Source organism: Rhizobium etli 8C-3 (genome assembly GCF_001908375.1).
In the GTDB taxonomy this organism is placed as follows: domain Bacteria; phylum Pseudomonadota; class Alphaproteobacteria; order Rhizobiales; family Rhizobiaceae; genus Rhizobium; species Rhizobium etli_B.
This window is the reverse complement of sequence record NZ_CP017241.1, coordinates 3100690-3117913: the sequence shown is the minus strand read 5'-3', so window position 1 is coordinate 3117913 and position 17224 is coordinate 3100690. Positions and strand designations below refer to the sequence as shown.

At 55.1% G+C, this 17224-nt stretch carries 14 protein-coding genes and 1 pseudogene; 13 read left to right on the top strand and 2 right to left on the bottom strand.

Going from position 1 to position 17224, the window contains the following annotated elements:
- Nucleotides 1-110 precede the first annotated feature (110 nt).
- Genes AM571_RS15515 through AM571_RS15505 form a run of 3 tightly spaced genes read left to right on the top strand, consistent with a single transcriptional unit; the run spans nucleotide 111 to nucleotide 2823 of the window.
- Nucleotides 111-881 carry an ABC transporter permease gene (locus AM571_RS15515; protein WP_074062177.1) on the top strand — a complete coding sequence of 257 codons (771 nt, stop codon included), beginning with the start codon at nucleotides 111-113 and terminating at the stop codon, nucleotides 879-881.
- Nucleotides 878-1537 carry an ABC transporter ATP-binding protein gene (locus tag AM571_RS15510; RefSeq protein ID WP_074062176.1) on the top strand — a complete coding sequence of 220 codons (660 nt, stop codon included), beginning with the start codon at nucleotides 878-880 and terminating at the stop codon, nucleotides 1535-1537. The genes AM571_RS15515 and AM571_RS15510 overlap by 4 nt, the downstream gene beginning before the upstream one ends.
- Complete coding sequence (locus AM571_RS15505; RefSeq protein ID WP_074062175.1) at nucleotides 1537-2823, top strand: RkpR, polysaccharide export protein; 1287 nt, start codon at nucleotides 1537-1539, stop codon at nucleotides 2821-2823. Before AM571_RS15510 ends, AM571_RS15505 begins: the two co-directional genes overlap by 1 nt.
- Nucleotides 2824-2955: 132 nt before the next feature.
- On the opposite strand, the gene AM571_RS15500 is transcribed toward AM571_RS15505, so the two are convergent.
- Together AM571_RS15500 and AM571_RS15495 are read right to left on the bottom strand one after the other, a co-directional pair.
- Nucleotides 2956-4848, bottom strand: a complete 1893-nt coding sequence (locus AM571_RS15500; RefSeq protein ID WP_074062174.1) for a hypothetical protein — start codon at nucleotides 4846-4848, stop codon at nucleotides 2956-2958.
- 127 nt (nucleotides 4849-4975) lie between these two features.
- Nucleotides 4976-6013 (bottom strand): phytanoyl-CoA dioxygenase family protein, encoded by a 1038-nt coding sequence (locus tag AM571_RS15495; protein ID WP_081377096.1) that lies wholly within the window; start codon nucleotides 6011-6013, stop codon nucleotides 4976-4978.
- Between the two features lie 581 nt (nucleotides 6014-6594).
- On the opposite strand from AM571_RS15495, the gene AM571_RS15485 reads away from it, so the two are divergent.
- The 10 genes and pseudogenes from AM571_RS15485 (at nucleotide 6595) to AM571_RS15440 (ending at nucleotide 17180) form a co-directional block, all read left to right on the top strand.
- Nucleotides 6595-7662: a capsular polysaccharide biosynthesis protein gene (locus AM571_RS15485; RefSeq protein WP_074062172.1), complete on the top strand. Its 1068-nt coding sequence runs from the start codon at nucleotides 6595-6597 to the stop codon at nucleotides 7660-7662.
- Nucleotides 7663-7767: 105 nt separating this feature from the next.
- Nucleotides 7768-8073 carry a hypothetical protein gene (locus tag AM571_RS15480; protein WP_074062171.1) on the top strand — a complete coding sequence of 102 codons (306 nt, stop codon included), beginning with the start codon at nucleotides 7768-7770 and terminating at the stop codon, nucleotides 8071-8073.
- 119 nt (nucleotides 8074-8192) lie between these two features.
- Nucleotides 8193-8663 (top strand): IS66-like element accessory protein TnpA, encoded by a 471-nt coding sequence (gene tnpA / locus AM571_RS15475; protein WP_074061609.1) that lies wholly within the window; start codon nucleotides 8193-8195, stop codon nucleotides 8661-8663.
- Nucleotides 8660-9016 carry an IS66 family insertion sequence element accessory protein TnpB gene (gene tnpB / locus AM571_RS15470; protein WP_064697832.1) on the top strand — a complete coding sequence of 119 codons (357 nt, stop codon included), beginning with the start codon at nucleotides 8660-8662 and terminating at the stop codon, nucleotides 9014-9016. Before tnpA ends, tnpB begins: the two co-directional genes overlap by 4 nt.
- Nucleotides 9017-9064: 48 nt before the next feature.
- Complete coding sequence (tnpC, locus tag AM571_RS15465) at nucleotides 9065-10639, top strand: IS66 family transposase (RefSeq protein WP_074061610.1); 1575 nt, start codon at nucleotides 9065-9067, stop codon at nucleotides 10637-10639.
- A complete protein-coding gene (locus AM571_RS15460) occupies nucleotides 10636-11202 on the top strand; it encodes a UPF0149 family protein (protein ID WP_064697834.1) in 567 nt (188 codons plus the stop codon). The genes tnpC and AM571_RS15460 overlap by 4 nt, the downstream gene beginning before the upstream one ends.
- A gap of 714 nt (nucleotides 11203-11916) precedes the next feature.
- Nucleotides 11917-12058 (top strand): annotated as a pseudogene (locus AM571_RS38370) (acetyltransferase); the annotation flags it as partial.
- Between the two features lie 312 nt (nucleotides 12059-12370).
- Nucleotides 12371-14587, top strand: coding sequence for a glycosyltransferase (locus tag AM571_RS15450; protein ID WP_081377095.1), 2217 nt, complete (start codon nucleotides 12371-12373; stop codon nucleotides 14585-14587).
- Nucleotides 14588-14593: 6 nt separating this feature from the next.
- The gene (locus AM571_RS15445; protein WP_074062168.1) at nucleotides 14594-15289 is read left to right on the top strand and encodes a class I SAM-dependent methyltransferase; all 696 of its coding nucleotides are present in this window, start codon (nucleotides 14594-14596) and stop codon (nucleotides 15287-15289) included.
- Between the two features lie 712 nt (nucleotides 15290-16001).
- The gene (locus tag AM571_RS15440; RefSeq protein WP_074063274.1) at nucleotides 16002-17180 is read left to right on the top strand and encodes a polysaccharide biosynthesis/export family protein; all 1179 of its coding nucleotides are present in this window, start codon (nucleotides 16002-16004) and stop codon (nucleotides 17178-17180) included.
- Nucleotides 17181-17224: the final 44 nt, after the last annotated feature.

Here is a 17224-nt window from a genome sequence, read left to right as displayed (position 1 = left end):
CGCTCGATCTGATTAAATGATGAAGGAATCTGCTCCGAGGGGCTAACTCTCACCACAAACAATGATATTAATGCCTGACTGGTGAAGCGGCCTGTTTCGGGGACCTCTGATTGTATTACTTGACGACACATATTCGCGTTGTTGCCGCATTGCTCATCCGCGAAATGTCGACCCGCTTTGGCAACAAGCCTGGGGGATACATATGGGCGATCCTCGACCCCGCAGCCCATATCGCTTTCATGTCCGTGATCTTTATGGGAATCGCAAAATTGCCCGCTCTCGGGACAAGCTTTCCGTTGTTTTTCGCGACCGGCTATATTGCATTCCAGTTTTACTCCGCGATGTGCGGTTTTTTGAACGGCGCCATCAAATCTAATCGGACCCTGCTCAGCTATCCAAATGTCGCCCCGATCGATACGATCGTTGCTCGTTATATCCTTCAGGCTGCTACGACGGTCTTCGTCGCCATCTGTGTTCTCGGGGCGATCATTGTGACAATGCATCAACCTCCCGAGCTCTATTGGCCGGCGATCTTGGAAGCGGCCTTTGCAGCGACATTGTTGGGCCTTGGTGTCGGTATATTCAACACCGTAATGTTCTTGCGTTATCCATTCTACGAACAGGTCTTCAATATCGTCAATCGACCGATGTTCCTGATCTCTGGCGTTTTTTTCCTGCCCGACGCGCTTCCGGGCCCTATGCGTGAGGTCGTGCTTTTCAATCCTTTGGTTCATGTGGTCATGCTGTTCCGCCAAGGATTCTACCCCCAATACCGGGCGGCGGACCTCGACATGTTCTATCTTTATACGTTTGTCTTTACGGTGATATTCGGCGGACTTTTTGTTTTCACCAACTCCGCAGCGGTGGCCAGAGGCCGATGATAAGACTTGAACGCGCGACCAAATATGTAAAGACCAAGGGAGTAACGAAGCCGATCATCGAGAACGCCTCCCTTGTTATCAAGCGTGGTAAGAGTGTCGGCCTGCTCGGACGAAACGGCGCGGGGAAATCGACGCTCTTGCAATTGATCGCGGGATCGCTGCGGCTTGATCGTGGGCGCATAGTAAGACAAGGCAAAATTTCCTGGCCCCTCGGTTTTCAAGGCAGCTTTCAACCGAGCATGTCCGGTGAGCAGAATGTTCGCTTTGTCGCACGGATTTACGGTGTCGATACCGAAGAGCTGGTCAATTACGTCACCGATTTCGCCGAGCTAGGCCCATTCTTCCACGCACCTGTTGGTACTTATTCCTCCGGCATGAAGGCGCGTCTCGCCTTCGGTGTCAGCATGGGCGTCAACTTTGATTATTATCTGGTTGATGAGATCACTGCGGTCGGGGATGCGAACTTCAAAAAAAAATGCCATGATGTCTTCCAACACCGATTGCAAGATTCAGACGTTATCATGGTTTCCCACAGCACGAGCACCATCCGCGAGTACTGCGATTGCGGAGTGGTTCTCGAAAATGGCAAACTCACGTATTTTGATGATGTGGAAGATGCTATCCGGGTTCATGAGCGAAACATGAAGGGCAACTGATGACGACTGCCAAGCCGCCTGGTCCAGAACAGAAGACAGAAGATCTCCAGGCTCCTGTGAAGAAGCCTAATATCACTGTGCTCGACAACCTTAGAAAGGTCGATGTGCGCCCCGAAAGGCGCGAGGCACAGCCGGCGAAGAAGAAAAAACTGCTCGGGTCATTGAAAGTCGGGGGCCTGAAACTGCGGCATCTAATCATTGCCGGCAGCTTCGCGTTGATAGTTGCCCTACCAACTGCACTTGCATCAATCTATATGTTTTTCATTGCAGCCGATCAGTATCATAGCTCGGCCGCCTTTGCTGTCCGGAGCATCGACGGCAAGGCGAGCAGCGATATCCTCGGCATGTTCACGCAAAGTACCGGGGGCAGCACGACGGGGGCGGACTCTTATATGCTGCTCGACTATGTCGAAAGCGAGCGGATGATCGAGGCCGTCGAAAAGGCCGTCGATCTCGATGCCGCCTTTGCGCGCCACGGTGCCGACTTTTATTTCAGTATGGCGGACGATCTGCCGATCGAGGAGAGGCTCGAGTACTGGAAAAAGATGGTGCATGTCGATTTCGACCACACCTCGTCCATTCTGAACCTGACGGTGAAGGCCTTCGATCCACAAAGCTCCCAAAAAATCGCATCGGTTATCATTGGTGAGAGTGAAAGGTTGATCAACGATCTTTCGCTCAAGGCAAGAAATGGTGTTCTTAAAGCATCCCAGGACGAAGTAGCGCTGGCGGAAGGCCGCCTGTCTGCTGCGCGGAACGCCCTGCGCAATTTCCGGGATGTCTCTCAGGAGGCCGATCCGGTAGAAGCGGCGAAGCTGGCTGGCCAACTGGTTGCTTCGCTCGAACAGCAGCTTACCCAGCTTCATACCGATTTGATGACCGCTCGTACGCGAATGGCAGCGGATTCACCACGCATGCGTGTGCTCACTACGCAGATCGACAGTCTTGAAAAGCAGTTGGCGCAGGAAAAACAGCGTTTCGGCAGCGGGTCGGCTGGTGGAGCTGGAGGTAGCGATGTTGCGAGCCGGATTCTGCAATACGAGGAACTCGAAACCGAGCGGGAATTTGCCGAGAAGGCCTATACCGGCGCTCTTGCCAGCTTGGAAAAGGCACGAATAGATGCCAACAATCAGCAGCGTTATTTGGCGACATTCATCCAGCCAACTCTGTCTGAAGAGGCACAATATCCAAGCCGGCTGATGATGTCTGCCCTGGTCTTTCTCGGATGCCTTTTTGCTTGGGGCGTGTCGGTAATGGGTTATTATAATATTCGAGATCGAAATTAATCGGCCTTTACTGGCGGTTTGATCGCGGTGCGCCTCGGCGGGCGGCTGTTTCGCAGTGCCGGCCTCATTCAGCACCTCGAGGAATCCAATGGGTATTGAAAGACTGTGGAAAAGCCGCCTTGGGAAGCTTTGTCACGACATCTTTGCGGCTACGTTTCCATTCTCCCGGAAGTCCAAGAAATGTTGTTTGACGCGGGCGCAAATAACCGATTTGGCGTTTTCCGTATCTCCCAAATCGACAGCATATTCGTTGCGCAGCAAATACCAGAAGCGTCGAAGGTCCTCGGCTGATGAAGCAGTTCGTCCAGGCTGGAACTGTTTCTCGAAGTCACCCCGCTGCTCGCAAACGATGCATGCGGCCATGTAGTCGGACCGGCCGAAGACATATACCGGCTTTTCGTGCAGGAGCGCTTCGGCGCCCACGCCGGAGTTAATTACGCATACGGCAGCCGATTGGGCGATGATGGAATGGATGCTGCCGGTGGCCACTACGATCCGACCAGCGTCTTTGTTTTCCCGGATGTATTTTCCAATTGCTGTCGAACCACAAAGTGGATGTCGTTTGACGACAACGGAGTAGCCGATCCTTTCGCACGTCGTGACAACTTCCTCCATCATTTCGATGGGGGTGCAATAGGCCAGGTCTTGCACGGAATCGCCCATCATTTGGAGAGCGACGAAAACAAAGCGAGCGGGCAGATTCTCGCTAGCGTGAAGCGGACCTTGAGCGTATTTCGACACGTTGCGGGAAATGGTTTGCGCTTGATCCTGTTGAAAGAACCTGCCGGCGGCCGTGGCATCCACCTCGTGAAGAGGCAGTTCGGCCAGGCTTCTTCTCGAGAACTCCGACCATCCGGAGTAACCTCCGGCATCAAAGCTGAAGCGTGACGGGCGGTCCGTTTCCTTGAAATGAAGACCATTTCGATGCTTTGACACCGTGTGATATGAGAAAAAGGGTACAGGCAGGTCTTCAACGCCATGCAGCCTAATCTGTCCCTTCACTCCATAGTCCAGACCCATCGTGCTGAGACAGTCTGCAATGGTTTGCAAAACAAATCTGATATCGGCCCGAAAACCGGGATAGTCGATCTTGTTGGATCGCAACGCGGCCGACGGAATGACGATAACTGCATCGCGCGTCTCAGTCATAGCCGGGCCAAGCCCAACTCGCGCGAGAATATCCTGATGCGCGAGTTCGATGAGCTGGGACATCGGCGAAAGTGCATCTAGGCTGAGGCGGCGTTCCAACCGGACCGCGGCTTTTTCCATTCCGTTGGTACGAAGCGCGTCAATAACCTGCTTTGCTCCTGCCAGATCTAGGAGCCACATCGATGCGTCGACCGCCTGTTGAGCGAACCTCGAAAGAAACTTCGGGTCATTGAGAATTGCATCGCGATCGCGAACCACTCGCTCGATCACAGACCTGAGGATGTCATTGCGGCCCGCACTATCGGCGGCGGCCGCAACCGAAGCTGCGAACTGGAAGAGAGGTTTATCGGGATCGTGCGAGAGCCGCGTCACACCGTCAAGGGCGAACTCCTCGTGTCTACGTTCCTCCAGCAACAAGCTTCTCTTGAATTCGGCGACCTGAATTCGCACAGGGAATGACTCTGCAATATAATCCAAGGCCGAGAGAGCTGCTTCATACTCTCCATTCCCGCGCAGAAGCGCCGCTTCAATAACCGGCAAGAGGTTGCGATCGAACCGGGGCGCCTTCACCAACTCGTCGGCGTATAGAGGATCAACGTGCCCGAAAACCTCGTAGAGGAATAACCGCATTGAATCCGCACCCGGTGTCTCCCGTTTGCTCAGATCAATGAGGATTTTGGCTGCCTTTTCGAAGTTCTTCTGCTGACAGGCAATGTACATCCGGCCGTCACAGATGCGACGGCGGTGTGTCGGCATCGGCAAAAAACGCACGATGAAGGCAAGGGCGGCAAAGGTTGCGCTCAGGATTTTGAGGAACCTCTTCCGTTCGATCAAATCTTGAACGCGTTCCGCCAATCGATCGATCAGGTAATTCATTGCATCTTGATCTAACTTCCCCGGTCCCGAGACGACGGTCGCATGGTGGTCGGCTCGTAAAACGCGAAAATATTACGGTTTGGCAGTAACCCGTTGTCGTTTTTTCTGCAACAGAACTCGGCCGCCATCACCGAGGATCGAGCGGCCCCGCCGTGCCGATATCTTTCCAGATCTGCCGCCTTAATCCCAAGCGGACGAGGCAATCCTCGATAAACCAGCCGATAACCTCCTTTCGGCCCTTCACGAAAGGAAAGAATGCTGCGTCAAGGCCGACGAAGGGAAGGAACGGATTGGGTCGCTGCGATGCATAGATTTCGACGCGCACGGAAGGCCGGACCGACTTCCCCCTGGCGTGGAATCCAAACGTATCTCCGACCACCAGCGTATTGGCGGGAACGGCGAACTTGGTAGGTTCAGGCAAACGCAAAAGGTGCAGCTGGTTCTCTGGAATCCGGAACGAACCGTTGTCGCCGCGGATGGACGCCAGAATGCTCTTTCTCTTGTGCCAGGCGAGCCGCCGCTTGGTCAGTTTGTGAGAGCCGGCAACATATGTGAAGGGGCCTTCGTCCTCCGGAACATCATAGAGGAAAAACCAGGCCTTCACCGTCGAGTGGAACGTATCCATGTGAAGATCAGTTTGCGGATCTTTTCCTTTGCCCTCTTCGGTTTCCGTCCCAAAGATGGTTTGTATGCTGATGACTGGCTCTGCCTTAAAGCCTCCTACATAACGGAGAGGGTCGCTCCACGCGTTGCTATCTACCAAGGCGCGAATAGCCGGATAGTTTCTCAAAACCTCAGGAGTGAGGGACGTCCGGCGCGTGACCGCTTTTCCTTGCGTCATTTCGCGAGCGGGCGCGCGAAGAGCCTCGACTTCGGAACGCAGCTGCGCAAACATTTCTGGCGCTAGGAAATTGCGTCGTTCGATATAGCCGTTCTCCGCGAAGAAGGTGCGCTCATTCTGAGGAATAAGATGCTGCAGGCGACGGCGTCGCGACTCTACAATTTTCGCGGCTGTTTTGACCCGCCAGATGTGGAGGCCCTTCCGATTGAGCTTTTCGCTTCCAAGCAGCGGATTCTCAATGAAGCGCTTTTCGCCGGTGATGATCTGAAGCGCATAGACAGGAAGCATTAGCACCTTTAGTGGCGACCATTTCTGCTTCGGCATTGTCCCCTCCTTCCGCTTTCCCAGTTGCGCGATAAATGCCGCGGATTCGCCGCGAGAGCAAGAACTGATCGGTTCCATCCCCATTTGTCGAAAAGTGCTTCGTGGGGTAGGTTAGTCTATGCTGGGACATAGGAGCCACGAGTGAGGGGAATTTTCGAAGCGGCCCTTTTTTTCGTATTGCTTACTGCCTGTAACTCCACGCACAACGTCAGGCGACCTTCGACGTCGGATTACGCTCTGATGTCGAATGCGCGACTCTGCAGCCATGTACTTGATGCTGACCCCACCGTCGGACTCGCAAGGTCGTCTCGTAACTTGACATGTTGATACGGTGGTAGCCGATTCTTGCCATCACGGCTTTGGTGCGGTACGCGCTTGCGGGCTTTGCAAGACGCACCGTCCTACAGTAAGCATTCGGCATAATAGAAATCGGAACCGGGTGATTGGTTAAAACATCGACGATCTTGGCTGAAGCCGCAAAAACACCGTTTAGGATCATTGGTGGAATTGCCAGGCGGCCGCTTCCAAAGCGGAGCAAACCGCCGCTGTTTCTGTTTGGATTCGCTGCCTGGAAGACGTTCATGTATGACTGGTTTCCAGATAAGGAGATCATTTTTGCGCCCACGCGCCTCTGGCCGATCGAATTCGATGTCAATTGGAAATGGCGCATCCTGAGCGACCGGCGAGCCGAGGTTATGTCATGGCAGTACAAGGGGCTGCCGCAGTTGAAGAGCTTCTGCGCGCGAAAAAGGATTCCTTTTCATTATGTCGAGGACGGTTTTATACGATCGGTATCGCTAGGAGCATTGGAAACGCCGCCGATGTCCCTAGCATTCGACCGGCAGGACATGTACTTCAATGCCAATGGCCCGACGGATCTCGAAACAATATTGTCGGTCTATGATTTTGATGGTGATGGTGACCTGCAGCTGAGAGCAAAAGCGCTAATCGAAAGGCTTTTAAGCACGGGGTTGAGCAAATACAACTCAGGCGCCAATGTTTCGGTCGAAGAGCTTTACGGCCCCAAAACTGGGAAACGAGTTCTCGTGATCGGACAAGTGGAACGCGATGCATCCATCGCCTATGGATCACGGGAAAAGTACAACAACAATGATCTGGTCCGACTCGCATATCGGGAAAATCCTGGGGCGCAGATCATCTACAAGCCTCATCCGGAGGTTCTTCAGGGAACGGCAGAGCCCATGTCGGATCCAAACCTAGTCCGCGGCATATGCACAGTCTTAGAAGAAAATATAAGCCTCGCCGAGAGCTTCCGAACGATTGATCATGTTTATACGATCACCTCGCTTTCAGGTTTTGAAGCGCTCTTGCGAGGGCTCAAGGTCACGACTTTGGGATGCCCGTTCTATTCTGGATGGGGATTGACCGACGATCGCCAGCTCACGGATAGAAGAAAGCGGAAACTGACGGTCGAGCAACTTTTTGCCGGTGCTTATATTCTCTATCCAAAGTATTTTGATCCGATCTCCAAGGAATATATCGAAGTCGAGCGAGCGATAGAACTACTAGCCGAAATGAGGGCGGCCCATGTCTCTCGGAGTACGGAAGCCTCCGAGGTTTCGTTGGTAGATTCACGAGCGTCATGGCAGGGTAATTCGCGCTCGGCTATCGCGCAAAGATTCCGCTAACGAGATACGGCCATCAAGGACGAGAATCTTCGTCCTCCCATTCTTTCGGTGAAGCCGCTTCACCGACTGCGCGTCCTGTGGGAAAACTAAAAGGAGAGGCATGCGATGCTTGATCATGGATTTGCGCCACACATCTCCATGGCCGAGATTGTCAAAACGTTGAGGCCCGGCGGTATCGCAAAGCTCATCCACTTTGAGAATGAGGCAGAGGCCGAGAATTACAGAGGCTTCCACCAATGGAACATCACTAAGAAAACCGACACGGCGATTCGATGCTGGAACAAGTCTTGTTCAGAGACCGTGGAGTTTGGCGAATTTGAAACATACGCGAAGGTAGACAGCGCACCATTCGACCGTGGCGGGCGTTTCGGAGTCATGAATATGATCACCGCCACGGTACGAAAGCTGTAATTTCTCGCATCGCATGTTGGCCGGGGCAAAGAAAGGGAGTGAGCGCGACGAACAGCCCACCTTTTCTTTGTTGGTAGAGCCCGCGAGATAAGCTCCTTCATCGATAGGAGCGGAATGGAATGGTTGGAGATCGCGCTGATGCCATGCTTGAAGTCATGGATGAAGGCATGCATGAAGCCAGGCATGAGGGAAAGTATCGTCGGATCGAGGTGATCACCGGTCGGCGGCAGCGGCGGAATTGGACTGACGAGGAGAAGGCGCAGATCCTGGCGGAAAGCGCGGAACCTGACGTGAACATCTCGGCCGTTGCCCGGCGCTGGGGCGTCAATCGCGGCTTGCTGAACGTCTGGCGTCGGGACGCTGGGCTGACCTCTCAACGAACCGCGAAGGCCTGCGCGCAGCAGGCGATGTTCGTGCCGGTGACGGTGGTTGGCGATCGAACGTCACGCCAGGAATCGCCGTCGGATGTCGCCCACGTCGCCGCCGGTCGGATTGAGATCGAGATTGCCGGGGCGCGGCTGAGCGTTATCGGCGCAGTGGCGCCCGAGTTGGCGCAGGCGGTAGTAGCGGCGTTGCGAGGGCGCCGGTGATCGGAGTTTCGCCAAATGGCGTGAAGATCATGGTGGCGACGCAGCCTGTCGACTTCCGGCGCGGCATGAATGGCTTGGTGGCCTTGGTGGCGTCAGCGCTTGCGGCCGATCCTTACTGCGGCGACGTGTTCGTGTTCCGCGCCAAGCGTTGCGATCGACTTCGCTGCATTTATTGGGACGGATCAGGCATGATCCTGGCGACGAAATGGTTGGAAGGCGGGAAGTTCGTTTGGCCACCGGTCCGCGATGGCGCGATGCAGATGAGTAGCCAAGAGTTCTCGCTATTGCTGGCCGGAATTGACTGGACGCGGGTCAAGCGAAACCCGGTAAAAAGGCCGACGAAAGCAGGCTGATCCTATTGGTTTTGCTTGAAGATTCAGGCTCATATGGTAGGGTCTGCCATGCCGCTTCGACCCGATCCCTTGCCCCAGGATGCTGCGCAATTGACCCGGATCATTCTCTCGCTCGATGAAGAGAATGCCGATCTCAAAGCGCGCGTGGCCTTCCTTGAGCGCCAGCTCTTCGGGACGAAATCGGAGAAGATGACGATCATCGATCCGACGCAGGCAATGCTCGACCTTGGCGATCTCGGCGACATTCCCGTTGCTGCCAATGACGATGTCGCGCCCGTCGCCGAGGACAAGACGCAGGCACGGCGATCGCCAGCTCGCAATATCGGCCGTTTGCCCAAACACCTTCCGCGTTATGACGAGATCATCGAACCGGAGAGCAAAGTCTGCCCCTGCTGCTCATTCGAGCTTCATTGCATCGGCACGGATGTCAGCGAGGCGCTCGACATCGTGCCCGCGGTTGTCCGGGTCAAACGGACGATCCGTCCGCGCTATGCATGCCGGGCCTGCGAGAGCGTCATTGTGCAAGCGCCCGCGCCGGCGCGCGTGATGGATGGCGGCATGGTGACCACCGCCTTTGCCGCTCATGTCGCCGTTTCGAAGTTCGCCTGGCATCTGCCGCTCCATCGCCAAGCGCAGATGCTTGCCTCCTGCGGCGTGATCATCGATCGCGGCACCCTCGGCGCCTGGGTCACGCGGGTCGCCTGGTGGCTTGAACTTCTCTACGATGCGCTCACCGCCTTCATCCGCTCCCAGCCGAGGGTGTTCTGTGACGAGACGCCGCTTCCGCGGCTCGATCCGGGGCGCAAGCGAACCAAGGTGTGCCAGTTATGGGCCCAGGCAATCGACGACCGGCCGTGGAATGGTCCGGCGCCGCCGGCCGTTGCCTATATCTTTGCCGAAAGCCGCGGCGCTCGCGAAGTCGAGGGGCAATTGTCGTCGTTTACCGGCGTGCTTCAAGTTGATGGGTACCAAGCCTATAAAACCATGGCCAAGCGCCGGGGGAAGAGCAATGTCGCTCCCATGCGGCTGGCCTTCTGCCTTGCCCATGCCCGGCGCAAGTTCGTCGATGTCGTCAAGCTCACCGGCTCCTCGGAGGCTCTGTCGATCCTTGCCAGGATTGCCGAGATCTATCGCATCGAAGCGAGACTGCGCGGCGAAAGTGCCGATACCCGGCTCGTAGTGAGGCGCCGCGAGGCAGCTCCTGTCATGAGAGAACTGAAGGCCCAGATCACCGAATTGAGCGACGAGGTGTCGTCGAAATCGGCGCTTGGCAAGGCCGTCACCTACACGCTCAACCACTGGAGCGGACTGGCAGCTTTCCTGGAGGATGGCCGGATCGAAGTGGACTCCAACGTGGTCGAGCGTTCGATGAAATCCGTGGCCCTGACGAGAAAGAACTCGTTGTTTGTGGGCAGCGAGCGGGGTGGCAAGACCTTCGCGGTCCTGGCATCGCTCGTCAACACCTGTAAACTGAATGGTGTGGACCCCGAGGTCTGGCTTGCCGATGTGCTGGAACGCATCGTCGCGGGCAAAGTGAAAGCCAGCGAGATGGAAAGTCTCCTGCCGTGGAACTGGAAGGCTGAGCGCGAGGCGATGACAGAGCAGGAGCGACGGGCGGCATGACGCACAACAGCCAGGGCATGACGACCGCACGACCGAAGCTTGATGATGAGGCGTTCGAGGCGTTTATCAGGGGACGTCGTCCAGCATCGCCGATTTGGTCAATGAGCGGTCTCGATGGCTATCTTACGGCCCTCATCATCGGCCCAAGGTTCATCGACCCGCGTCAATGGATCCCGGAGCTGACTGGCCCGGATGCCCTGAACCTGCCGATGGAAACAACAGAACATCGGGCCGTGCAGACGATCGTTGCGGAGTATAACCGCATCTCCGCAAGCCTTGCCGAAACGCCGAAAGACCACCGGCCCAGGTTCACCAGGATCGATGACCAGACCTTTGATCCATTCGATTGGGACCTCTGCTTTCTGCTGGGAACACAATACGCGCCGAGGCTTTGGCAGCCCGTCCTTCGAGGTCATGCCGTCACTGGCGACATCATCGCGCCCATCCGCAAGCTCGGCGACGCAAAACACAAAGCAACCCGCCAGGATGCTGCGGACGTCGCCGAAGCACTTGTCAATATCCGAACCTACTTCATGCCGAAGCGGGCAAAGCAGAAGCTCTGACAAAGGGTGCTGTTGCGATGCCGTCAACGCTGAAAGCCGTGGGCTGTTCGTCGCGCTCACGAAAGGGACGCCATTTTGGCCAACCAGCCTGTGTTCACGGTCGCTTAGCCTCGTTGTCCCTCCGGAGCCGTCGAGCAGAAGGAGAAGGGATCCGATGTTCGCGGTCTCGACGCCTCCCGGACGCGTTGCGGCGCTTCTAATGACGCTCAAGATGAAATCTCAGGTACTGAAAAACAAAAGCCTGCCGCATTGAGCGAGTGGTTTGGCAATTGAAATTTAGTGTCGCAATAGGCATGGTGATCCGGTAGTTTTTGACCGAGACCATGAATGACTGAAGCAGGTAAAGAGACCGTCCGCCTTGTGGGGGACGTTAAGCTTAGGTTTGGATGCTCTAAGATTGTCGTAGAAGAACCCGTCGAAATTAGAGCTGGATCATATGACATCCGGCGGATCGGCGCTTACACGTTCCTCGGTGGCGAAAACTCGGTGATTCGACATGTGGAGAGCATTGGTCGCTTCTGCATGATTGGCCCGGGGGCACAATTCGGCATACCCCAGCATCCAGGCGACCATCTCTCCGCACATATCATTTTCGAATATAACGCCATTAACACCTTTCCTTCCGAACAGGTCAGACGCTATTGGGATCGGAACGAATCCTTGGCGGCTGCGGCCCAGGCGAAATGGATCGCCTCCAAAAATTTACACAGAATTTCGATCGGAAACGACGTCTGGATAGGGCGTGGCGTAACCATTATGCGAGGCTGCAGAATTGGCGACGGCGCGATCATCGCTGCTTCCTCGGTCGTCACGAAAGACGTAGAGCCGTACTCCATTGTTGGCGGCGTTCCAGCGAAGGTCTTGCGGTGGCGATTCGACGAACTGCAACGTTTTGACCTGCAACGACTAGAATGGTGGAAATATGATCTCAGTGTTATGGACGGCGTCGATGTGGCCGACATAGCCGCCGGGATAGCCAAGATAAAAGCAAACATCCAAGCTGGGGTGAGACCCTATTCTCCTAAGTTGTCGGCGCTTCGAGGCGCTACTCCGAGAGTCACCGACTTTTTAGAACACGCTGCCGTATTGGAAAGTTGAGTTTTTGACTTCCCTCAGACGCGGCCTGCCTCTAAGAGGCTTGAGTTTGCAAATACGCCGGGGGATAGAGATGTATTCACCACTGCACGATGTGTCGATAGAACGTGTGCGAGCCACAGGGATTCATGAGCCGAGTTCAGATCGGGTGAACCTGGTATTCGCGTCAGACCGAAATTACCTGCCGTACACAGCCGTGACGCTGGCTTCAATCCTGAAAAACTACAAAGGTTCCAAGGCTATCCACGTCTACCTCCTGGTGGATCAAAAGCTTGACGATCAGCACGTTGCCAAGTTCACCGCACTTAAAGAAATCCATGGTTTCGACTTCCACGAGATCGATGTCGATGCATCGCAGTTTGCAAACATCCGCACGTCGGCCGGCATATCTATCGCTACCTATTACCGGCTCCTGATGCACAAGCTACTGCCAAAGGACGTGCATAAAGTCCTTTACCTCGATAGCGACCTGATCATTCTCGATTCGATCGACAGTCTCTTTGACGAAAAGTTCGACGGGGCCGTTTTTGCTGGCGTGGAAGACAGCATCTCAACAACTTATAATAAGCGTTTTGGCATCCCTGCCAGCGGCCGGCATATCAATGCCGGCGTGATGCTGGTGAATATCGATGCAATGCGGCGCATCCGCTTCGATGGCCTTGTCGAAAGGTATCTTGAGGCGAACCGTTATCGTCTCACCCTAGGCGATCAGCAGATCATCGCCGAGCTGTTCTTCGATGCGATCCGCTATGTGCCAGTGAAGTGGAACGTTCACGGTTCTATGTTCGCGCCGAATTGGATCGATAGCTTCGTTGGCTCCCAGAACGCGATGGATGCAACAGAAGCCGCTAAGGCAATATCTTCTCCGTCGTTGATACATTATACTCTCGCTCGTAAGCCATGGATGTCGCTCGAGCATCCGGAGTCAGACAAGTGGTTCAAATATCTTGCACTGACGCCTTATGCGGCGGAGATAAGCAAACCACAACCGTATGGAGGGGGGGCTAAGAAGCCAGGGACGAAGAATCCTGAGCCTATGAGCCCGCTACGGCATTTCTTCGCGAAATACATCCCGGGGACGGCAATCAGCATCGCGCGACTGCGTCGAACCAGGCTTGATGTCAACAAACTCAACAAGCGCGTCACCGCGATCGAGAATGTAGGTCGCGCAAGCCCTGGAACAGCGCCGGGGTCCGCGGTCGAGCTCAAGTCGATCCTGGTCGAACGTGCCCGCAACCTACCGAACACATTTAGCGCTGGAGAAACAATTGGTAGCTTAGCGCCAAACAGCCAGATCCTGTCCAACGTCAACAAGAGCGACATGGACGGCGGATACGCCGAAAACATCAAGACCGCCATGAAGACTGCCAAATTCTCGTTCTTCAAGGATCGGGCGCCCGACGCCGTTTTCCTGCTCTCGCAGCGCATCAACCAAACGATGTTCTGGGATTGCATCAGATCGGCCTATCTCTACGATAGGCCTCTCTATTTTGTCGAAGTTGCCCTGTTTGGCGCGTTCTCCTCATATTTCGACGCGGACGCCACGCTAAACGAGCGTAGAGCGCTTGGCTTCATGATTGACGATATGGGCTACTACTTCGATGCTCGGCAGCCGTCTCGCATAGAGCGGACGCTGAACGATCCTTCCTTCGTTCTTACTGAGGCCGAGACAAGTCGCGCCAGAGCGGCCATTTCTCGCATTTGCGCCGAGCGCATCACAAAATATAACCGATACATCGACAGCGCGCCGTATCACCTTGAGCGAGACGCTGTCCTGATAATCGACCAAAAGAAGGGCGATGCCTCTATCGAGTTCTCCGGCGCGACCGATCAGACGTTCGCAGATATGCTCGATGCTGCCATCCGAGATAATCCCGGCAAGCCGGTGTACTTCAAGCGACATCCTGACAGTATTTACCGCAATATGAACTCATACCGTGACCGAACACGTTCTGCAGTCACCGTCCTTCCGGATGATGTTTCGATCGGCGCCATTATCGATCAATGCGAGGCTGTCTACACCGTTTCGTCTCAGGTCGGCTTTGAAGCTTTGATGCGCAACAAGCGTGTCGTTACTTTTGGCATCCCGTTCTTCTCGGGCTGGGGGCTAACCGACGACCGAATGCCGATCAGTCGTCGAACCATGCGCCGTTCTATTGAAGAAATCTTCTATGTCTCGTGTATAAAGCAATCTATATATGTCGACGCCAGCTCGGGAGCGCTGGTCGAGATCGAGAAGATAATCGATATTATACTTCAAATGCGAGCCGATAGAGCCGCTAGAAGCTGAGGGGGCATGGAAAACACGACGCAAGGAGCCGCTTATGCAGCGGCTCTTATCACATCTGAGACACGACACGCTAAGCTTTTGCATGCTTCCGGCGTCAGGGTAGAAAAGCCAGAAACCTACATCGACGCTTCGATCGTGCGAAGACCACGGTTAAGCGTGGACCTCAGCGCCGAATACTACCAGCACCTCCACGATGACGACAGAGCGTACCAGGAGAACAACTGGCTTATCTCGGAAGAAGCTCAAATCCTCAAGCTTTCCAAAGGGCGCTCCATCGCCGAAATCGGCTGTGGCAACGGACAGTTCACAAAATTGGTCGCGGACAGAATCAGAAAGGTCTACGCCTTCGATTGGGCGCGGTCCCCATCTCTGACAGATCTTCCGGAAAACGTCAGGTTCATCCAAGGTGATATTCGGAAAACCGATATCCCGGATGTTGATGTTCTGTGCTCCGCCGACGTATTGGAGCATTTCCCACCGGATGATCTTCCGCCGCTCATCGCGAAATTTTCGGCTGCCGCAAAGGCACAGCACCACATCATCGCATGTTATGACGACGGGCATAGTCATCTCACCGTGATGCCGCCTTCCGGATGGCTTGCCCTTTTCTGGCGCTTCTCATCCTCATCTGTCATTTGCAATGTCGAGTGTCGCCGAAACAATCCAAAGCAGATCATATGCACGATTGCCACAAAGTCGTGAAAGTGCCCCACGCGCACCAGTGCCAAGGTCGATTGACACCGATCTGAACCCTTGAAAACTGCTCGTTATGAGGTTCCCCTTGCTTTCCGGGCTCAAAGGAGCGGAAGAGAAGGTATCGCAGTTTCGGCCAGATGGCTGTCATTCTGAAGCCCAACAAGACCCTCCGAAGCGCAAGCGTCGCGGCAGACCTCTGGGCGATGGACTTCGTTCACGACCAGCTTGCCACTGTGCCACTGGCAAGAAACTGCGGGTGTTGACGATGGTCGATATCTTCTTGCACTGCGTGTCGGTTTTTGATCCCCGCTACCGCAGCCGCGGAGAAGATGGGGTGCGGACGCTGGAACGGGTATATTCTGCCAGATCGGCGGCCCAAGGTCCCTCTTCACGAAATCTAGCGGATAAATCTCCCGCAGCGTTGTTTCAGCAATCCCGCGAGGAAGTTAGGCACATGCATCGATTCACGCCGTGGCCCGTTTAAGCGCCTTTAACTCAAATTGTAGATAGTTCGCTGGGGCTGCTCGCGGGAGCGTGGTTGAGCCCTTACTGCACTATGGCATTGATAACGCAGCTGTGATTTTTTTAGGGATCGGTCCGCCAATTGGCTTGTTGTGAGACGTTCAGTGTGCTTTGCAGGTGCCAATTAGAATCTTTTGCAAATAGGTCGGCTGTGGCATCGAGGATCAATGTCATCGCCGATATCGAGGGAAATCAATTGGTTCGATCGAGTATTGTGTTGATCTGCCTTGCCTTGGCGGGCTGCCAGGGGCTGCCTGCGCAAGGACCTCTTGCTGATACTATAAACAAGGACGCCGGACGTTCCGCCGCAGAAGTCGGCCGCCGTAATGCCGCCGTTTTCGATATTGTCGACGTTGACAGCCGTTCTGCCACTCTTGTTTCCAACTATGTGGCGACTGCTCTCAATCGCCGTTTCGGTATTGGCGGTGGCGTGGGTCGCGTGGTGATCGGCGTTGGGGATCACCTAAAGGTTACGATTTTCGAAGCAGGCAGCGACGGGCTCTTCTCGACGACGGAATCGAAGCAGACGAACCTCGATATCGTAGTTCAGCCGGATGGTATGGCCGCAATTCCCTATGCTGGATCGGTCCAGTTCGAGGGCAAGACGCTCGAGGAAGCTCGTAAGGCAATTCTTGCGTCGCTGGCGAACAAAGCCGTCGAGCCGGACGTGATCGTGACGAGTGTCAGCACCGCATCCCGAAATGTCACGGTGTCCGGTGAGGTCGGCAAGCCGTCCCAGGTGCCTTTGAGTCTCGTAAGCGAGAAGATCACCGAGGTGCTCGCCAAGGCAGGTGGCTCTCAGGCGCAGCCCTACGAAGCCTATGTTACGCTCGTCCGCGGCAAGAAAACCGGCACGGCGCTCCTGAAGTCGATCATCGAAAATCCATCGGAAGACATTTACGTCCAGCCCGGCGACCGGATTTTCGTGTCGAAGGACCCGCGAACGTTTACAATCCTCGGCTCCGCCAATCTTAACGCTCGTATCAATTTCGGCGCAAACGATCTCAATCTGCTGGAGGCGGTCGCGCTTGGTCGAGGCGGCAATGATCTGGCGACGGACGCAAAAGGATATTTCCTGTTCCGCTATGAGGAACCCGATGTCGTCATGAGCCTGCTTGGCACCAAGCGGTTCCATGAGCTGCTGAACAAGGGATTGGCCCCAGACAGCGTGGGCCGCTATCCGATCGTTTACCGTTTCGACATGAGTCATCCGGATAGCCTGATCGTCGGACAGACCTTCCCGGTCAAGAATCGCGACGTTATCTACATCTCGCGCCATCCTGCCGTCGATATTCGTATGTTCCTGGGAATTGTGGGCCAACCGGTCGGTATTGCCGCGCAGAGCGCTGGAATATACAACAACATGAACGATTAGTTCCAGTTTCTGATCGTTGCTATGCTTTTGAAAGGGGTTCCATC